Source organism: Paracoccus yibinensis (assembly GCF_030846195.1).
Classification (GTDB): domain Bacteria; phylum Pseudomonadota; class Alphaproteobacteria; order Rhodobacterales; family Rhodobacteraceae; genus Paracoccus; species Paracoccus yibinensis.
In genome coordinates this window covers 1-18,457 of record NZ_JAVCWH010000006.1, presented here as the reverse complement: position 1 = coordinate 18,457, position 18,457 = coordinate 1, and the positions used below count along the sequence as shown (strand labels likewise).

18 protein-coding genes and 1 pseudogene are annotated in these 18,457 nt (G+C 67.5%); 11 read left to right on the top strand and 8 right to left on the bottom strand.

The window, feature by feature from the left end; all coding sequences use genetic code 11:
• Positions 1-3: 3 nt before the first annotated feature.
• The 3 genes from pcaF to RAH32_RS13715 form a co-directional block, all read right to left on the bottom strand.
• Positions 4-1,209: a 3-oxoadipyl-CoA thiolase gene (gene pcaF, locus RAH32_RS13725; RefSeq protein ID WP_306608515.1), complete on the bottom strand. Its 1,206-nt coding sequence runs from the start codon at positions 1,207-1,209 to the stop codon at positions 4-6.
• Between the two features lie 121 nt (positions 1,210-1,330).
• The gene (locus RAH32_RS13720; RefSeq protein WP_306608514.1) at positions 1,331-2,161 is read right to left on the bottom strand and encodes a PaaX family transcriptional regulator; all 831 of its coding nucleotides are present in this window, start codon (positions 2,159-2,161) and stop codon (positions 1,331-1,333) included.
• Between the two features lie 56 nt (positions 2,162-2,217).
• Positions 2,218-2,850: a GntR family transcriptional regulator gene (locus RAH32_RS13715; protein ID WP_306608513.1), complete on the bottom strand. Its 633-nt coding sequence runs from the start codon at positions 2,848-2,850 to the stop codon at positions 2,218-2,220.
• A 67-nt stretch (positions 2,851-2,917) separates the two neighbouring features.
• Between RAH32_RS13715 and RAH32_RS13710 the strand changes: the two genes are divergently transcribed.
• The 5 genes from RAH32_RS13710 (at position 2,918) to RAH32_RS13690 (ending at position 7,799) form a co-directional block, all read left to right on the top strand.
• Positions 2,918-3,919, top strand: a complete 1,002-nt coding sequence (locus RAH32_RS13710) for a bile acid:sodium symporter family protein (protein WP_306608512.1) — start codon at positions 2,918-2,920, stop codon at positions 3,917-3,919.
• Complete coding sequence (locus tag RAH32_RS13705) at positions 3,916-4,818, top strand: asparaginase domain-containing protein (RefSeq protein WP_306608511.1); 903 nt, start codon at positions 3,916-3,918, stop codon at positions 4,816-4,818. The genes RAH32_RS13710 and RAH32_RS13705 overlap by 4 nt, the downstream gene beginning before the upstream one ends.
• Before the next feature lie 138 nt (positions 4,819-4,956).
• A complete protein-coding gene (locus RAH32_RS13700) occupies positions 4,957-5,544 on the top strand; it encodes an ANTAR domain-containing response regulator (protein WP_306608510.1) in 588 nt (195 codons plus the stop codon).
• Positions 5,541-6,710: an ABC transporter substrate-binding protein gene (locus tag RAH32_RS13695; protein WP_306608509.1), complete on the top strand. Its 1,170-nt coding sequence runs from the start codon at positions 5,541-5,543 to the stop codon at positions 6,708-6,710. Before RAH32_RS13700 ends, RAH32_RS13695 begins: the two co-directional genes overlap by 4 nt.
• A 243-nt stretch (positions 6,711-6,953) precedes the next feature.
• Positions 6,954-7,799 (top strand): formate/nitrite transporter family protein, encoded by an 846-nt coding sequence (locus RAH32_RS13690; protein ID WP_306608508.1) that lies wholly within the window; start codon positions 6,954-6,956, stop codon positions 7,797-7,799.
• Between the two features lie 7 nt (positions 7,800-7,806).
• Here RAH32_RS13690 and RAH32_RS13685 read toward each other — a convergent pair whose 3' ends face one another.
• The 5 genes and pseudogenes from RAH32_RS13685 to RAH32_RS13665 form a co-directional block, all read right to left on the bottom strand.
• Positions 7,807-7,995, bottom strand: a complete 189-nt coding sequence (locus RAH32_RS13685; protein ID WP_306608507.1) for a hypothetical protein — start codon at positions 7,993-7,995, stop codon at positions 7,807-7,809.
• Positions 7,988-8,556, bottom strand: a pseudogene (locus RAH32_RS13680) (outer membrane protein assembly factor BamB family protein); the annotation flags it as partial. The gene RAH32_RS13685 and the pseudogene RAH32_RS13680, both read right to left, overlap by 8 nt.
• An 8-nt stretch (positions 8,557-8,564) precedes the next feature.
• On the bottom strand, positions 8,565-8,999 hold the full coding sequence (locus RAH32_RS13675; RefSeq protein ID WP_306608506.1) for a hypothetical protein: 435 nt from the start codon (positions 8,997-8,999) through the stop codon (positions 8,565-8,567).
• 116 nt (positions 9,000-9,115) lie between these two features.
• Positions 9,116-9,298 (bottom strand): hypothetical protein, encoded by a 183-nt coding sequence (locus RAH32_RS13670; protein ID WP_306608505.1) that lies wholly within the window; start codon positions 9,296-9,298, stop codon positions 9,116-9,118.
• Between the two features lie 85 nt (positions 9,299-9,383).
• Positions 9,384-9,644: a hypothetical protein gene (locus RAH32_RS13665; protein ID WP_306608504.1), complete on the bottom strand. Its 261-nt coding sequence runs from the start codon at positions 9,642-9,644 to the stop codon at positions 9,384-9,386.
• A 224-nt stretch (positions 9,645-9,868) separates the two neighbouring features.
• On the opposite strand from RAH32_RS13665, the gene RAH32_RS13660 reads away from it, so the two are divergent.
• The 6 genes from RAH32_RS13660 (at position 9,869) to RAH32_RS13635 (ending at position 17,988) form a co-directional block, all read left to right on the top strand.
• Entirely contained in the window at positions 9,869-10,447 is a 579-nt protein-coding gene (locus RAH32_RS13660; protein ID WP_306608503.1) for a rhodanese-like domain-containing protein, read from the top strand.
• A 24-nt stretch (positions 10,448-10,471) separates the two neighbouring features.
• Positions 10,472-11,140 carry a LuxR C-terminal-related transcriptional regulator gene (locus RAH32_RS13655; protein WP_306608502.1) on the top strand — a complete coding sequence of 223 codons (669 nt, stop codon included), beginning with the start codon at positions 10,472-10,474 and terminating at the stop codon, positions 11,138-11,140.
• 40 nt (positions 11,141-11,180) lie between these two features.
• Entirely contained in the window at positions 11,181-12,362 is a 1,182-nt protein-coding gene (locus tag RAH32_RS13650; RefSeq protein WP_306608501.1) for an FIST N-terminal domain-containing protein, read from the top strand.
• Positions 12,359-14,563: a hybrid sensor histidine kinase/response regulator gene (locus RAH32_RS13645; protein ID WP_306608500.1), complete on the top strand. Its 2,205-nt coding sequence runs from the start codon at positions 12,359-12,361 to the stop codon at positions 14,561-14,563. Before RAH32_RS13650 ends, RAH32_RS13645 begins: the two co-directional genes overlap by 4 nt.
• An 87-nt stretch (positions 14,564-14,650) precedes the next feature.
• Positions 14,651-15,733 carry a catalase family protein gene (locus RAH32_RS13640; protein WP_306608499.1) on the top strand — a complete coding sequence of 361 codons (1,083 nt, stop codon included), beginning with the start codon at positions 14,651-14,653 and terminating at the stop codon, positions 15,731-15,733.
• Positions 15,730-17,988, top strand: a complete 2,259-nt coding sequence (locus RAH32_RS13635; protein WP_306608498.1) for an FdhF/YdeP family oxidoreductase — start codon at positions 15,730-15,732, stop codon at positions 17,986-17,988. The genes RAH32_RS13640 and RAH32_RS13635 overlap by 4 nt, the downstream gene beginning before the upstream one ends.
• The last annotated feature ends 469 nt before the right edge of the window (positions 17,989-18,457 follow it).

The window sequence follows — 18,457 nt, the reverse complement described above, 5'->3', positions numbered from 1 at the left end:
CCCTCAGACGCGTTCGATAATGATGGCGATGCCCTGGCCCACGCCGACGCACATGGTGCAAAGGCCGTAGCGCCCGCCGCTGCGGATCAGCTGGTACATCGCGGTGGTGACAAGGCGTGCGCCGGACATGCCCAGCGGATGCCCGATGGCGATGGCCCCGCCATTCGGGTTCACGCGCGGATCGTCGTCGGCAATTCCCAGGTCACGAAGCACGGCCAGGCCCTGTGCGGCAAAGGCTTCGTTCAATTCTATCACATCCATCTGGTCCAGCGACATCTTTGCGCGGGCCAGGACCTTGCGCACCGCAGGCACCGGGCCGATGCCCATGATGCGCGGCTCGACCCCCGCCGCCGCCATGGCGACGATCCGCGCCTTGGGCGTCAGGCCCTGGGCGCGGGCCGCGTCCTTGGACAGGATCGCAAGGGCGGCCGCCCCGTCGTTCACGCCGGATGCGTTGCCCGCCGTCACCGTCAGGTCGGGGCCGTTCACGCCCTTCAGCTTGGCAAGCGTTTCGACCGTGGTGCCGGGGCGCGGGTGTTCGTCGGTATCGACGGTAAGGTGATCGCCCTTCTTCTGGGGCACATGCACCGGCACGATCTCGTCCCGGAAGATTCCCGCAGCCTGCGCGGCAGCCCAGCGGTCCTGCGACCGGGCGGCAAAGGCGTCCTGGTCGGCACGGCTGATGCCGTAATCGGCGGCCACGTTATCGGCGGTTTCGGGCATCGAGTCGGTGCCGTAAGCCTTGCGCAGCGCCGGGTTCGGAAAGCGCCAGCCGATGGTCGTGTCATAGACGGCGTTGGCGCGCGCAAAGGCAGTTTCCGCCTTGGGCATCACGAAGGGCGCGCGGGTCATCGACTCGACCCCGCCCGCGACCATGAAGTCGCAGTCGCCCGCCCGGATCGCCCGCGCCGCCATGCCGATGGCATCCATCCCCGACCCGCACAGCCGGTTGACCGTGGTGCCCGGCACGCCGATGGGCATTCCCGACAGCAGCACGGCCATGCGCGCCACGTTGCGGTTATCCTCGCCCGCCTGGTTGGCGCAGCCCAGGATCACGTCGTCCACGGCGGACCAGTCCACATCGGGGTTGCGCGACATCAGCGCCTGCAAGGGCAGGGCGGCCAGGTCGTCGGCGCGGATCGTGGCAAGCGCCCCGCCGTAACGGCCGACCGGCGTGCGGATCGCATCGCAGATGAAGGCTTCGGACATGCAGACCCCCAGTAATTTTCAGATGAAGCCGATGATTCTCCCAATTCATCGACCGATTGGTCAGCTTATAGCAGGCCACACATTACATCGTAAACAGAAATGTGCATTCTGGTGTAATGTTTCAAGCAAGCGCGGAAAGTCGGGCCTGCGTGCGGGGGGTGGCTTCGGGCAGGGGGCCGTCCTCGCCCTCCATCACGCGGGCGACATGCGCTTCGGCAAGGGGGGTCAGGGCCGCATAAAGGTCGCGGAACAAGGCCTGCGCGTCCGTTCCCGGCCAGTCGGCAGGCAGGGCATCCGGCGGCAAGCCGGGGTCGCGCAGCAGGACGCCGCGATAAAGATGCACCAGCAGCAGCCGGGTGATCAGCGCGTCCTCGGGCGAAAAGCTGCCATCTGCAAGGGGTCCGAAACGGTCCAGAACCATGCGATAGCCCTGGGCAAGGGCATCCAGATCCCAGAACCCCGCCAGCCGGGGCAACTGGTCCGTTCCCGCCACGGGAACGGCGCGCAGGACCAGCCCGCCACCGTCCGGCACATCGTCGCGTGCCGGGCAGATCCACAGATCGCCCCCCAAGCGCGCCATGCGGTGACGTCGGGCCAGCCCCTCGGGCATGTCGGGATGCAGAATCACCAGCCAGTCGCCCGAAGGCCGGGGCCGCGCGTAAAGCAGCCGCGCGGCATCCGCGAATTCGGCGCGGGCGGCGGGGGCCAGGCGATAGAAGCTGCGCCGCCCGACCCGCTCGCCCTCCAGCCGTCCCCCGGCGACCAGGCGCGACACGGCGGTGCGCACCAGGTTTTCGCTGATCCCGATGCGGGCGCAGATGTCGATCAGGCTGCCGATCCACAAGACTTCGCCGCGCGGCACCACCACGTCGCCATAGACGGTGACGATGAAGGACCCGGCGGTGATCGGCAGGCCCGCCGTCAATCGCTGGATCAGGTCGGTCTGGGTCATCGGCGGATCCGGTCTGGGCTTCGCAGCCTTGGGCCTAGGGGCAGGGCGGGGGGATGTCAAACCGGGTCGGTGGGGCAGATGCCTGCGGTGAACAGAACCTCGCGGGCGATGGCGCGCAGGTGGCCGCGCATGATGATGCCCGCCTGGGCCTCGTTGCGGGCGCAGATCGCCTCGACCAGGGCGCGGTGTTCGTGCCTGGCCCGCCGCCAATACTCGGCCTGCTCGGGCCACAGGGGCCAGATCGGTGCAAGGCGCGACCGCAGGTCGGCGCAGACCCGGCCCAGTTCGGCGTTCTTCGTCATCCGGCAGATACGGTCGTGCAGGTCCAGGCCCATCCGCCGATAGGCGTCGGGACCCACATCCTGCATCTGGCCGACCAGTTCCTCGATCGCGATCATGTCGGACGAGGATGCGCGGCGGGCCGCAAGGCTTGCGCACAGGCCCGAAATTTCGCCCAGGGCCTCGAAGCGGTCCAGAAGCAGCACGGGGTCGGGGACAATGACCCGCACCCCCAGATCGGGATGGCGTTCCGCCATGCCGCAGGCGCAGACCTGATCGAGGGCCGCGTCCATCAGGGCATCGGCCGGGTGCGGACCGGGCGGATCAAGGCGCGTGCCGGGGGCAAGGCTGCCCTCCAGGATTGCCTGGATGATCTGTTCTGCAAGAAGGGTCGCATCAAGGGACATCATCCCCTTTTGGATTGCATCCGCCCGACTTATACAAGCCGCAGAGCCGGAAAGTCCGAAGGAGTGGTTAATGTCCCTGCGCAGGGCCGAGGCCGTGCTGGCCCGTTTCGGCTTCGACCGCTACATGCTGATGCTTGTGCTGACGGTGGTGCTGGCGACCGTTCTGCCCGCGCGGGGGGCCGGTGCGGCCATCCTGTCCCATGTGACCTACTGGGTGATCGCGCTTCTGTTCTTTCTGTATGGCGCCAAGCTGTCGACGGCGACCATCGTGGCGGGACTTGCGAACTGGCGGCTGCAACTGTCGGTGCTGGCGCTGACCTTCCTGCTGTTTCCGGTCCTGGCCCTTGCGCTGAAGCCGCTGTCGCTGATCTGGCTGCCCACGGCCATCGGGGTGGGGTTCCTTTATATCGGCTGCCTGCCCTCGACGGTGCAAAGCTCGATCGCGTTCACGGCCGTGTCGGGCGGCAATGTGGCCGGGGCGGTCTGCGCCGCGTCCATTTCCAACCTGATCGGGGTGGTGCTGTCGCCCTTGCTGTTCGCGCTGCTGATCCCCCAGGGCACCGGCTATGGGATCGAGCCTTCGGCGATCTGGAAGATCGTCCAGCAGATCCTGCTGCCCTTCGCGGCAGGGCAGTTGTGCCGCCCGCTTCTGGCCGGGTGGCTGGCGCGGTATCGCAGGCCCGCGATGATCGTGGACCGCGGCTCGATCCTGCTGATCGTCTATGCGGCCTTTTCGGCCGGTGTGGTGAATGGCATCTGGCAGGTGATCTCGGGCCCGTCGCTGGCCGTGCTGGTGGCGCTGTGCCTGGCCTTGCTGGCCGCTGTGATGGGCGCGGCGGTGATGATCGCGCGCATGGCGGGGATGGGCCATGCCGATCTGATGGCGGTCCTGTATTGCGGATCGACGAAAAGCCTTGCCACCGGGCTGCCCATGGCGGGGATCCTGTTTGCAGGGCAGGACATATCGCTGGTCATCCTGCCCTTGATGGTGTTCCACCTGCTGCAACTGGCGGTCTGCGCGGTGATTTCGCAGCGCATGGCAGGGCGGCTGGATCTGAGGGCGGCGCAATGACCCCCCGCATCACCCTGATCACCACCGGCGGCACCATCGCCAGTCAGCAGAACGCCGATGGATCCAGCACCCCCAGCCTGGACGGGCAGGCGCTGCTGGCCCGGCTGGGCGATCTGCCGCCGGTCCGGCTGCGCGTGGCCGATCTGATGGCGCAAGATTCGTCCACCCTGACGCTGGCGGACATGCAGGCGATCAGCGACGCGGCGGGGGCGGAACTTGCCGGCGGTGCTGCGGGCGTGATGATCCTGCACGGCACCGACGCGATGGAGGAAACGGCCCTGCTGCTGTCCTTGCAGCATCCCGGCGCGCCCGTGGTGCTGACCGGGGCGCAGTTCACCGACGACCACCCGCAGGCCGACGGACCCGCCAACATGGCCGCCGCGATCCGGGCGGTTCTGGACGGCGGGGGCGTGCGGCTGGCCTTTGGCGGGCGGCTGCTGCCAGCCTGGGGGCTGGTCAAGCACGCGACCGACAGCGCAGACGCCTTCCGCCTGGCGGCCGAGGCCGTGGCGCCTGATGTGACGCTTCGCGCCCCGGTGGACAGGGTGCGGGTGGATCTGGTGGCGATCCATCCCGGCGCTGATGCCACGCATCTGGACGCCAGCCTGGCGGCGGGTGCGCAGGGCATCGTGCTGGCGGCGCTTGGGTCCGGCAACGCATCCGCTGCGATCAGGGACGGGGTGGCGCGCGCCCATGCGGCGGGGGTGCCGGTGGTGATCTCCAGCCGGGTGCCGATGGGGCGGCTTGCCGCAAGTTATGGCGGGGGCGGGGGCGGGCATGACCTGGTCCGCGCCGGGGCGGTGCTGTCGCGCGTGTTGCGGCCCGGGCAGGCGCGGGTGCTGCTGGCCGCGCTGATTGCGGCGGGACAGGTGGACCGGGCAGGAGAGTTGTTCGGATAGGCATCCTTTGCCGATCGCGCCATGCCGGACGATGATTGGCGCGGCCAGATGCCTATTCTTTCGCCATTTGCCTGCCCCGCCCCCGTCCGCCTCACACCCGGCATTGCGCCCGGCCCGTGGCCCGTGCAAGCAGGATCCATGTCGAAGCGCCTTTTAATCGTCGTCGTCGAACCCGACCCGGAACGGGCGCAGCCCATTGCAGAGGGATTGAGGGATGCGGGCGACCATGACATCCGCATCATCGCCGAACAGTCGGGCCTGGCCCGGCAGGTGGCCGATCTGCGCCCCGACGTGGTGCTGATCGACATCGCCAACCCGTCCCGCGACATCCTCGAGGAACTGGCCCTGGCATCAGGCCCTTCGGAACGGCCCGTGGCGATGTTCGTGGACCGGTCCGACGAAGGGCTGACCCGCGCCGCGATCGAGGCCGGGATTTCCGCCTATGTCGTGGACGGGCTGCGCCCCGAGCGGCTGAAGCCCGTCCTGGACGCGGCCATCGCGCGGTTTCACATCTTCCAGCAGATGCGCGCCGAACTGGCGGCAACCCGTGCCGCATTGGAGGAACGCAAGATCATCGACCGCGCCAAGGCGGTGCTGATGAAGGCCCGCGGCATCGACGAGGAAGCGGCCTATGCCCTGCTGCGCAAGACCGCGATGGACCAGGGCAAGCGCCTGGCCGACATCGCGCAGCAGCTTGTCATGGCGGCGGGGCTTCTGGGCAGATGATGACGCTGCGCCTGGGCTATGTTCCCCTGATCGACGCCGCGCCCCTGATCGTCGCGCAGGAGCTTGGCTTCGCGGCCGAGGAAGGCCTGGCCTTTGATCTGGTGCGACTGGGGGCCTGGGCGCAGGCGCGTGACATGCTGGGCGCGGGGCTGATCGACGCGGCGCAGATGCTGGTGCCGATGCCGGTGGGGCAGGCGCTTGGGCTGGGACCGGCGCTGCCCGCGATGGATCTGGTGATGTTCCTGTCCCATGGCGGACAGGCCGTCGCCGTCAACCGCGACCTGGAACGGCGCCTGCGCGGGGCGGGTCACGATTTCGCCTTCAACGACGCTCGCGCGGCAGGCGAGGCCGTGCGCGCGGCGGTAACAGGGCGGCTGCGCGTCGGGGTGCCGTTTCCTTTGTCCACCCAGTCCGAACTGGTGCGGCACTGGCTGTCCGCCTGCGGCCTTGCGGCGGGAGAGCTGGACCTTGTCACGGTGCCGCCGCCGATGATGGCCGATGCCATGGCACGCGGCGATGTCGACGCCTTCTGCGTGGGCGAGCCCTGGGCCAGTGTTGCCGTCGAACGGGGCGTGGCCGCCCTGCTGCTGCCGGGCACCGCGATCTGGGCCGCGCCGCCCGAAAAGGGGCTGGTGCTGCTGCGCGACTTTGCCGAAGCGCGCACCAGCGAAACCGGCGCCCTTATGCGGGCCGTGTGGCGGGCGGGACGTTGGCTGGACGATCCCGATCATCGCTGCACGGCGGCGGAAATCCTGTCGCGCCCGGCCTATCTGAACCTCCCCCCGGAACTGGCCGAGCGGGGCCTGACAGGGCGCATGACGATTTCCGGCAACGGCGAGTTGCGCGACACGCCGGGCTTCTTGGCGTTCAACGCGGGCGGGGCCTCTTTCCCCTGGAAAAGCCTGGCCGCGCTTTTTGCACATCGCATCGCCGCCCGGCACGGGCTGGATCCGCAAACGGCGGCGTCCCGTGCCATGGCCCGCTTCCGCACGGATCTGTATCGGCAGCACCTGCGCCCGGCGGGCGCGCCCCTGCCCGGCGCATCCCAGCGGGTCGAGGGCGCCTTGCCCCAGGATCGCAGCGTCGCCGCCGAACGCGGCGGGATGATTCTGCGGGCGGATGCGTTCTTCGACGGTTTCACCTTCGATCCGGCATCCGCGAACTGACCAAAAGCCGGGCAACGCGCGCAATCCTTCCGCGCACGCCCCTTTTCGCGCCCTGTCCCCGCGCCTTGGGGCTTGGCAAGACTGCGCCGCCGGGCGACGCTGCATCCATGGCCCGGCGCAACGGCGCGCCAGCGGCCCGCCCGCAACGATGCGGCCCTCCTGAAAGCGACGATTGCCCGCCCCCCTCCTTGGGGCCTGGTCCCGCGCTTTCCGCCACCGCCGTATCGCCTGAAAGGAACCCCCATGTCCTATGTCACCCCCTCCGATTTCGCCAGGAAGATGATCGACGCCGGAGAGGCGAAGGTCTTCATGTCCACCAAGGACACGCTGATCCGCGCCTATATGGCGGGCGCGATCCTGGCGCTTGCCGCAGCATTCGCCGTGACCGTCACCGTGAACACCGGCGATCCGCTGATCGGCGCGCTGCTGTTCCCCGTGGGATTCTGCATGCTCTATCTTCTGGGCTTCGACCTGCTGACGGGCGTCTTCACGCTGGTGCCGCTGGCGCTGATCGACAGGCGGCGCGGCGTCACGGTGAAGGGAATGCTGCGCAATTGGGGGCTGGTCTTCGCGGGCAATTTCGCTGGCGCCTTCACCGTCGCGATCTTCATGGCGATCATCGTGACCTTCGGCTGGTCCGAGGCCCCGAACGCCGTGGGCGAGAAGATCGGCCATATCGGCGAGGGACGCACCGTCGGTTACGCCGCCCATGGTGCCGCCGGGATGCTGACGCTGTTCGTGCGCGCGGTGATGTGCAACTGGATGGTGTCCACCGGCGTGGTGGCCGCGATGATGTCCACCAGCGTGTCGGGCAAGATCATGGCGATGTGGATGCCGATCCTGATCTTCTTCTACATGGGCTTCGAACATTCCATCGTGAACATGTTCCTGTTCCCGGCGGGCCTGCTGCTGGGCGGCAACTTCACCATCATGGACTATATGATCTGGAACGAGATCCCGACCGTGATCGGCAACCTGGTCGGCGGGCTGACTTTCGTGGGCGCGATGATCTATGCCACCCATCACAAGACCTCGCCCGAACTGGACCGCGACAGGACACCTGCCCCCGTTGCCGTTCCGGCGGAATAGACGGGTTTCAGGGCGGCGAAAGCTGGATGCGCCACCCGCCCGAGGCATCGACCTGAACGCGACAGGTGCCGGGCGTCTCGATCAGGAAATGCCCGGTTCCCGCGCCGCCGGGATCCAGGTTTTGGACCACCGCGCCGGTGGCGTCATCCAGAAGGCAGGCCACCAGGATCGCATCATCGCTGGCAAAGCCCAGCATCTGCGGCCGGGCAGACGGTTTCCAGGTCGATGCCCTTGGCCCAGGTGATCTGGTCCACAAAGGGAAGGCGCTCAGCCGCGCGATGCGGGTTGCCGTCCTTGTCGGTATAGTCGGACAGGATGATCTCGTTGTTGCCGGAAAAGTCCCAGGCGTCGTTCGGAGTATGCTGATAGACGCCCACGACCGCGCCCAGGTGTTCCAGGGCACGGGGTTGCCGGTGGGCGTGCTTTCCGCGCCCGGCAGCCTGCCCTTGTCGCCTTCGACAAAGGGGCGCATCCACAATTCCTCGCCCGCATCGGGGGTCGCGGGCGTAAAGGCGGCCGATGACGCCGAATTCGTCGCCCGAGGAACCCTGGATCAGCAGCACCTTGCCGGATTCCTGGTCCTTGATGATGGTGGGGCGCCGCTCATCGTATGGCCGACCTTGTGATCGGCGCATTTCTTGCGCCATTCGACCTTGCCGGTGCCCTTGTTCAGCGCATAGACGCTGGAATCCAAGGCGCCGAAATAGACCTTGTCGCCATAGATCGCGACACCCCGGTTGATGACGTCGCAGCAGGGGACCACGGTCAGCGCCCCAGGGGTGCCAAGCGTCGCCCGCCATGCCGCGATATCGGCATCGGGAAAGCTGGGCGCGCGGTCCAGAACAGCAGGTTGCCCGCGATCAAGGTGCCGGTTCGCTGGTCGATCAGCGCCAGATCGGCCCGGGTGTGCCCCGACAGCGCCATGACCGTCAGGACGCGTCCGCCCAGGGTCAGGTCGCCACCCTTCATGGCGGCCGTGGCAGGCTGGGGCGCCGTGCCCTTCATCCACGAACCCGAGGGGCCGGTACGCCCGTCGGTCAGCGCCTGCGCCCCGACCCTTTGCGCGGCGATGGTGCCGCCGGTATCGACGACAATCGCGCCCTGCGGCGTTTCCAGCATCGCCACGTTGCAGATCGCCCCGCCATTGCCGCGCGTGATGCTGTCCCGCGCCCCCTCGGACAGCCGGACGCCCTGCGCCACCTGCCCGGGCGCCGGCCGGTATTCCGGCGCGACCATTCCAGAAAAGCGGAAGCCACCGGTGTCGCGCGCGGTGATGCCGTCCGGGACTTGCGCCAGGTTGCGGGGCAGCAGAAAGGTCAGGACCGGGTTTCCTCCAGCGGCTCGTGGGTTTTCAGTCGGGCGATCTCGGCACCCTGCGCATCCGTCAGGGTCCGGTCGGTCAGGTGATGGGCGGGGATGCCGTCGGCAAGGCCCGTGTCCATCGGATGACGGATGCTTACGCGCAGCCGCCTGCTGTAAGGCCAAAGGCGCGCGAGCATTTCTCCGAAGCCCTCCTGCCAGTCGGGACGCGCATGGGTTGTGGCGGGCGGGGACAGCCGCCGCCCATGATCCGTTCCGCCTCCGTCAGCGCGGATGCCCGGATCGGTCCGGCGATTTCGTATTCACGCCGAAACCCAGCAGGGGCAGGGCGCGGCCGGGATGAAAGACCAGGGCCAAGGGAAAGGGGCTATAGTCGATGGTGACGACCATGCGGTCCACGGGACCAAGCCCGGTCGCATCTGCCAGCACGGGGACATGGCGTGCATCCTCGCCCGCCGCGACCAGTTCGGGGGCAAGCGCCGTGGCCTTGTCCTGCGGCTGTTCGGGCAGGCCGGTCGTGTCCACCGACTGCGGGGCGGCGTCCCCATGACCAAGCGCCGCCGCCCGCAGGATGATGCCGAAGCCGGCCAGATCGTGCCTTGCGCATTCCGTTTTCCCCCTTGTTCATCGTTCGGCACGGGATCGGGGCAGGGGGCGGTTCTGGGCAATTTTCCAACGGTCCCTCCGGTAGGAAGTCTTAGGCTGAAGGTCGAATTGGTGGGGGCCGGCCGGTGTGAAAGGCTGGACGCATGAGCCTGCCGCGCCTGATCCCCGCCGCGCTGATCGCGCTGATGCCCCTCGCCGCCGGGGCCGAACAGGCCTTTGATGCCACCACCGGACCGCGCATCGCGGACTATCGCGCGCCGGTCCCCGGCAGTGTGCCGGGATGCCGCGTGCCGGACGCCGAAACGGTCGCCGCAATGACCGGTGGCGGCGCACTGCTGATCGACGCGATGGCCGCGCCGGGTCATGCCATCACATCCGACGGCGCCTGGATCATTGCCGCGCCGCACCAGACCATCCCCGACGCGCACTGGCTGCCTGAAATCGGACGCGGCCGTGCCGACCCGCGCATTGCCGCTGGGCTGCGGAAGTCGCTGGAAGGCTGCACGGGCCGGCCCCTCGTCCTGTTCCGCAACACCGGCTGCTGGATAGGCTGGAATGGGGTCCAGCATGGCGCCGCCTTGCGACAGCGGGACATCGGCTGGTATCCGGGCGGCGTGGACGACTGGGCCGATGCGGGACGCGCCTTGCAGCCGGTGGACCCCTTGCCCATCGGCGCCAGCCTCTGCGGCATGGACGCCGCCCCCCGACCGGCCCTAAACTGACCGAAACCGCGAAGGGCATCCGCCATGACCCAGACCTACCGCCCCATCGCCTCGGTCCTGATCGTCGAGGATCATCCGCTGTTCTCGGACGCGCTGTCGATCACGCTTCAGATCGTCGGCGGCATCAGCAGCGTGCGCACCACCAGCTCCATCGCGGACTGCCTGCGCCAACTGGCCGTCGGGCCGCCGCCCGACGCGGTGTTTTTGGACCTGAATCTGCCCGATGCCGACGGATTGGACGGGCTGATGAAGGTGCGCAAGGCCGCACCCCGGGCGGCGCTTCTGATCGTGTCGTCGCTGACCAGCCCGGCCATCGTGAATGCCGCCATCGATTTCGGGGCCTCCGGCTATGTCCCCAAGCACAGCCAGCGGCAGGTGTTCCAGGAAGCCCTGGCTCGGATCAGCCGGGGCGAGATCTATCTGCCCGAGGGCTTCGTGGCCTCGGACCCCGGCGGCAAGCCGATGGCCCTGACGCGGGATCGGCTGGAAAGCCTGACCGCACAGCAGTCGAAGATCCTGGCGCTGATATCTGAAGGCAAGCTGAACAAGCAGATCGCGCATGACCTGGACATCGCGGAATCGACCGTCAAGGCACATGTGACGGTGATCATGCGCAAGCTGGGCGTGCAGAACCGCACGCAGGCCGTTCTGGCCGTGCAGTCCGCGCGGTTTGACAGCCTTGCAGCGCGGTGACATCCTGCCCGCCCGAGGGGCGCGGACAGGCGATGGCAGGATGGACGGAGGGGATCCGACAGCCGCCCTGACGGGGGCGGACATGGGCACAGGCGCCACCGGACGGGTTTTGCGGCGCGGCCAGGCCCCGGCGGGCGATCCGGCGGCGATGCTGCATCTGGCGGCCGATCTGGGGCCGGGCCTTGCGCTTGTACTGGTCTTTGCCTCGCCCACGGCGGACTTCGGGGCGACCATGGCGGCGGCCGACCGGCTCTTTGGCGAGACCCCGGTGCTGGGCTGCACCACGGCGGGCGAGATCGCGGGCGGCTATGTCGAGGATCGGATCGTCGCCGTGGGTTTTCCCGCACGCGACTTCGCCGCCGAAACCATCGCCATCGAGGATCTGGACCGGATCGAGCCTGCCATCCTGATCGACCGGATGATCCGCGCCCGCCAGCGGCTTGGCGCGCAGCATCCGGGTTTCGCCCATGAATTCGCCTATCTGATGGTCGATGGCAGCACCCTGCGGGAAGATGCGCTGATGGCCGTCCTGGGCCACGGTCTTGGCCCCGTGCCACTGTTCGGGGGATCGGCGGGCGACGGCACGCGGTTCGGCCAAGGCTATGTCGCCCAAGGCGCGCAGGTGCGCACGAACGCGGCCTTCCTGACCTTCATCCGCACCCGATGCCCGGTCAGGGTCTTCAGCTTCGACCATCTGGACGCGGGCACGGGCCAGATGGTCGTGACCGGCGCCGATCCGGCGCAGCGGCGGGTGCATGAAATCAATGCGGCCCCCGCCGCCACGGAATACGCGCGCCTGCTGGGCAAGCCCGCCGGGCAGCTGGATCCCTTCACCTTCGCCGCGCATCCGCTGGTCGTGCGCGTCGGCGGCCGTTACCACGTCCGGTCGATCCAGCGGGTCGAAAACGGCACGGATCTGGTGTTCTTCAGCGCCATTGACGAAGGCGTCGTGCTGACGCTGGCGACGCCGGGCGACATCGCCCGGTCGCTGGAAGCCAGCCTTGCCGGGCTGGGGGTAGGGGGGGCGCCCGACAGCATCCTGGCCTGCGACTGCATCCTGCGCCGGATCGAGGCGCAGCAGAAGCAGCAGTTGCGCGCCGTGTCCGAGGTTCTGGCCCGCCACAACGTCACCGGCTTTTCGACCTATGGCGAACAGTTCGGCGCCATGCATGTGAACCTGACCATAACCGGGGTGGCCATCTATGCCCCCGAGGGCGAATGATGGACAACCTTGTCGATCCCGCCGAACCCCTGGATGTGCAGATCGCCCGCCTGAAAAAGATCAGCCAGGTGCTGATGCGCCGCGTCGAAACCCAGACCGACCGCGACGGCGCCGCCTATTCCCAGTTCGAACGCGCCGTGGTGCTGGAAGACCAGGTCCGCCGCCGGACCGAGGAACTGGAACGCGCCCTTGCCCTGCTGAACGAATCGAACGCCCGCCTGTCCGCCGCCAATGTCGAGATCGAGGCCGCGCGCCGGGATCTGGCAAGCGCCATCGAGGCGGTTCAGGAAGGCTTTGCCCTGTTCGGCGTCGATGACGTCCTGCTGCTGTTCAACGGCCGCTTCTGCTGGCAGATGCCCGATGTGCGGGCCAGGCTGCATCCGGGCATGACCTTTGCCGACTATATCCAGGTCGTCAGCCGTTCGGCGATGCTGCGCCTGCCTGCGGGCCAGACGCCCGAGGATTGGGCCGAGACCCGGATGCGGCGGCACCGGCGCGATCATGTGATCTTCAACCTGGCGCTGACCGACGACCGCTGGATGCAGGTTTCGGAACATCGGACGGCGAATTCCGGCACCGCCATCGTGCAGACCGACGTGTCGGACCTGATGCGCGCCGAACGCGAACAGCGCGAACGCCTGCTGGACAACCAGGGCCGGATCATCCGCGCGACGCTGGATCATCTGGCGCAGGGCGTCGCGATCTTCGATGCCGAAGGCCTGCTGGCGGGCTGGAACCGCCGGTTCCGCATCCTGACCGGCCTGCCGCCGCAGACCTTCACCCTGGGCACCCGGTTCCAGCGGGTGACCGACCAGATCCAGCAATCCTTCCGGCTGGCCGACAGCCAGTCCGCCGCCCGGATAGCCGCCTGGATGCAGGACCGGGCCGGGCGCGGCGCGTTATCCTTTGAGCTGACGCAAAAGGACGGCGCGATGACGCTGGACGGGTTTGCACAGCGCCTGCCCGATGAAGGCTTCGTGCTGTCCCTGACCGATGTCACCGCCGAACGCGACGCCCTGCGCCGCCTGGCCCGCGCGAACGAGGAGCTTGAGGCCCGCGTCGCGGCCCGCACCGACGAATTGCGCGATGCCCTGGCACGGGCGGAACGGTCGAATGCGTCCAAGTCGCGTTTCGTCGCGGCGGCAAGCCACGACCTGTTGCAACCCCTTTCGGCCGCCAAGCTGTATCTGTCCGCCGCCGACGCCGCCGGTACCAACAGCAGCGTGCAGAAGGCGAGCGAGGCGCTGACCAGTGTCGAACGCATCATCGAGGCCCTGCTGGACATATCCCGCCTGGAAACCCAGGAAGAACAGCTTTCCCAGGGCGATCTGGCGCTGAACGACATCCTGTCGTCGCTGGCGTCAAGCTTTGCCCCGGCGGCGGCGGCCAAGGGGCTGCGGTTCCGCGTTCGCCCGACGGACGCGCATGTGGTCAGTGACGGGCTTTATCTGCAGCGGATCGTGCAGAACCTGATCTCCAATGCCATCCGCTATACCGACCGGGGCGGGGTCTTCGTGGGCGCGCGCCGGCGCGGCGACCGCATCCGCATCGAGGTCTGGGACAGCGGCCCCGGCATCCGGCCCGAGGATCGGGACGTGATCTTCCAGGAATTCCGCCGGTTGCACCGCCGCGCCTCGGCCAGCGAAGGGATGGGACTGGGACTGGCCATCGTGGAACGGGCCTGCGCCCGGCTGGGGCATGGGCTGGACCTTCTGTCCCGCCCCGGCCGGGGCAGCGTCTTCCGCGTGACCGTGCCGATAACCACGGCGCGGCCGGGCGGCAGCGAAGACAGCGGCGATGCGCGCCGCCTGCCGTCGCTGGCGGGGACGGGGCTTCTGGTGCTGCTGGTGGATAACGACCACGAATTGCGCCGCGCCATGGTGGCGCTGCTGGAAGGCTGGGGCATCACCGTCCTGGACGCCGAAGGTCCCGAAGACGCCATCGCCCTGATCGACGAGATGGATTTCGTCCCCGACGCGATGCTGATCGACTATCAGCTGAACGATGACGTGGACGGGCTGGATCTGGTGGCGATGCTGCGCAAGCGGTTCGGCTGGCGCCCGGCGCGCATCATCTCGGCCGATCGCTCGCCGGTGCTGCGCGAACGCTGTGCGCGGATGGGTCTGTTCCCGATGTCGAAGCCCCTGGATACCGAGGCGCTGTTTCATTTCCTGTCGAACGTGAACCCCGCGATTGCCTGACTTGTGATCCCCTGACGATCGCGTGGCCCGGAACGCTTGGCCTGCCTGGCGGTTGTGCCTTGGCACGCCAGTCGCAAAGGGCAGATCATGCAGCCAGCCGTCCGCTACTCCTCTGACGTCGAAACCGTCACGCTTGACGAGCCGCAGGTGATCCGCGCCCTGTCCGACACCCTGCGCGACATCCTGGAAACCACGTCCAAGGACTACGGCCATGCCGTCCGCGCGGTCCATGCCAAAAGCCACGGCATCCTGCGGGGCGAACTGGAGGTCCTGCCGGACCTGCCCACCGAACTGGCCCAGGGCATCTTCGCCAAGCCAGGGCGGCATGGTGCGATCATCCGCATCTCGACCAATCCCGGCGATCTGCTGCACGATTCCGTCTCGGTCCCGCGCGGGCTGGCGCTGAAGATCATCGGGGTCGAGGGCGAGCGACTGGAAGGGGCCGAGGGGACAAACCAGGATTTCATCTTCGTCAACGGCCCTGCCTTTCCCGCACCCGATCCGGCGGCATTCCTGAAGAACCTCAAGCTTCTGGCCGGGACCACCGACCGCGCCGAATGGGCCAAGCGCGGGCTGTCGGCGGTGCTGCGCGGGGCAGAAAAGGCGCTTGAAACGGTAGGCGGCGAAAGTGCGACCTTGCAGACCCTGGGCGGCGCGCCGAACGTGCATCCGCTGGGGGAAACCTATTACACGCAGACGGCTTTCCGGTTCGGCGACCATATCGCCAAGCTGTCGCTGGAACCCGCCTCGGACAGCCTGACCCGCCACACCGGACAGGTCATCGACACCAAGGGCCGCCCCGACGCGATCCGCGAAACGGTGGCCGCAGACATGCAGACGGGCGATGCCGTCTGGAACCTGCGCGTCCAGCTTTGCCGCGACCTGGACCGGATGCCGGTCGAGGATCCCTCGGTCCTGTGGGACGAAAGCCTGTCCCCCTTCGTCACGGTGGCGCGCCTGCACGTCCTGGCGCAAACCGGCTGGAGCGAGGACGCAGCCGAACTGGTCGATGAACACATGCGCTTTTCCGTCTGGACGGGCGTCCAGGCGCATCGCCCGCTGGGCGCCATCAACCGCGCCCGGCGCGAGCCTTACCGGATGTCGTCCGACTTCCGGTCCGAATTCAACGGCTGCCCCATCCATGAACCCGCCCGACAGGATACGACATGACCCAGGAACGCGATCAGGATCCGACCACGCCTTATTACGATCAGCCGACCGGTGGATGGGGGTCGCTGAAAAGCGTGCTGAAACATGCCGCGAAGGACCGGATCGGCCTGGGCACCCTGGACACGCTGCGCCGCCAGAACAAGCCAGGCGGGCACATGTGCACATCCTGCGCCTGGGCCAAGCCGCCATCCCCCCATCTGGCCGAGTTCTGCGAGAACGGCGCCAAGGCCACCATCTGGGATCTGACCCGCAGCCGCTGCGGTCCCGACTTCTTCGCCCGCCACACCCTGACCGAACTGCGGACCTGGTGCGACCACGACCTTGAGGCGGCGGGCAGGCTGACCCACCCGATGCGCTATGATCCGGCGAGCGACCGTTATGTCCGTACGACCTGGGGGCAGGCCTTCACGGCGATCGGCCAGGCGCTGAGGGACTTGGACCCGAAATCCACCATCTTCTATACCTCGGGACGCGCCAGCCTTGAGACGTCCTATCTGTATCAGCTTTTCGCGCGGCTTTATGGGCACAACAACCTGCCCGACAGTTCCAACATGTGCCACGAGACGACCAGCGTCGCGCTGAAGCGGACCATCGGCGCGCCGGTCGGCACCTGCGTCCTGGACGATTTCGACCATTGCGACCTGATGCTGTTCTTCGGCCAGAACACCGGCTCGAACAGCCCGCGTTTCCTGCATCCCATCCAGCAGGCGGTCAAGCGCGGCTGCAGGATCGTCACCTTCAACCCGGTCCGGGAACGCGGCCTGGTGGAGTTCATGAACCCGCAAAGCCCGACCGAGATGCTGTCGGGCAGGGCGACGCCGGTCTCCGACATCTATCTGCAACTGCGCCCGGGCGGCGACATCGCGGCCATTGCGGGGATCTGCAAGCACCTGTTCGACAAGGGCGCCCTGGACCGCGACTTCATCGCTCGCCATTGCCACGGCTTCGATGGGTTCGAGGCATGGATCCGCGCCCAGACCTGGGACGGGATCGAGGCGACCTCGGGCCTGCCCCGGCAGGATCTGATCGAGGTGGCCGAGCTTTACGCCAAGTCCAAGCGGGTGATCGGCGTCTATGGCATGGGGCTGACCCAGCACGTCCATGGCGGCGACAGCGTGGGGATGCTGGTGAACCTGCTGCTGATGGGCGGCAATATCGGGCGAGAGGGGACCGGCATCTGCCCGGTGCGCGGCCATTCGAATGTCCAGGGCCAACGGACGGTGGGCATCGCGGAAAAGCCTGAACTGGTGCCTTTGGACAAGCTGGCCGAGCTGTTCGGCTTCGAACCCCCGCGCGACACCGGCATGACCACGGTCGAGGCGGTCGAGGGCATGATCGACGGCACCGTCCGGGGTTTCATCGGCCTGGGCGGCAATTTCGGCCGGGCGATCCCCGATCTGGCGCGGGCCGAGCCGGCATGGGCGGGGCTGGACCTGAACGTGCAGATCGCCACCCGCCTGAACCGCACGCATGTCCTGGCCGGTCCTGGCGCCTGGCTGCTGCCTTGCCTGGTGCGGGCAGAACGCGACAAGCAGAAATCCGGTCCGCAGATGGTCTCGATGGAAGACAGTCTCAGCCATATCCACGGATCCATCGGCAAGCGTTCGCCGGCATCGCGGCATCTTCTGTCGGAACCCGCCATCGTCGCAGGCATGGCCAAGGCGACGCTGCCGCCAAACCCGCAGGTCAAATGGGATGACTGGATTGCGGATTACGGCCGCATCCGCGACCTGATCGAGGCGACCTTTCCCGACCAGTTCGCCGATTTCAATGGCCGCATGAACCAGCCCGGAGGCTTTTATCGCGGCAATTCGGCGCGCGAACGGGACTGGCAGACCGAAAGCGGCAAGGCGGAACTCACGATCCCTGCAAGCCTGTCCGCGCTTGGCGGCGATCCCGCGCCCGATGCCTTCACCCTGATCACGTTGCGGTCGAACGATCAGTTCAACACCACCGTCTATGGCTTTTCGGACCGGTTGCGGGGGTTGTCGGGGGACCGGATGATCGTCCTGATCTCTCGGGAAGACATGGGACGGGCGGGGCTGGCGGATGGCCAGCGTGTTACCCTGGTTTCGGCAGCGGATGACGGAATCCTCCGCCGGGTCGAGGGGCTGAGCGTCGTGCCCTATGACCTGCCGCGCGGCTGCGTCGCCGCCTATTACCCCGAAGCGAACCCCTTGGTGCCACTGTCCCTGCATGACCAGGCCTCCAAGACCCCAGCCTACAAGAGCGCCCCGGTGCGGATCGAGACCTGAGCACCCATCGAGGATCGGAATCGGTCAACTGGTCTCTGATCCACGATTGTCATTGGATTTCGTGCCCAGGGGGTCGAAAACCCGCCTATGCTATCGGGATCAAGCGATATTCTTGTGCCCTGCCACGACCCCGGTCGAAACAAGGCGTGCTTCTATCGTGTGGAAATCGCCCTTGATCTGTTCGGCGGCGTGGTCCTGATTAGCAGCTAGGGGGGCTGCGGCCAAACCAGGCAGAAACGCCGCCACCGGTTCCCCAACCCTTCAGACCCCCGGCAGGAACAAGACATTTGGCTGCACTGCAAACTGCGCCGGGATGTCACACGAACGAAGCCGGGATTCAGGTTCCATAAGTCGGATTATCAGCCTTGAAGATATAGCCGCAAAGTTAAAATGTCTCACCTCTGCAATTCAGGAATGTCACACTCCCCTGGATGAGCATCGTGTCGATCCTTGGGAGCCAGGCATGGGA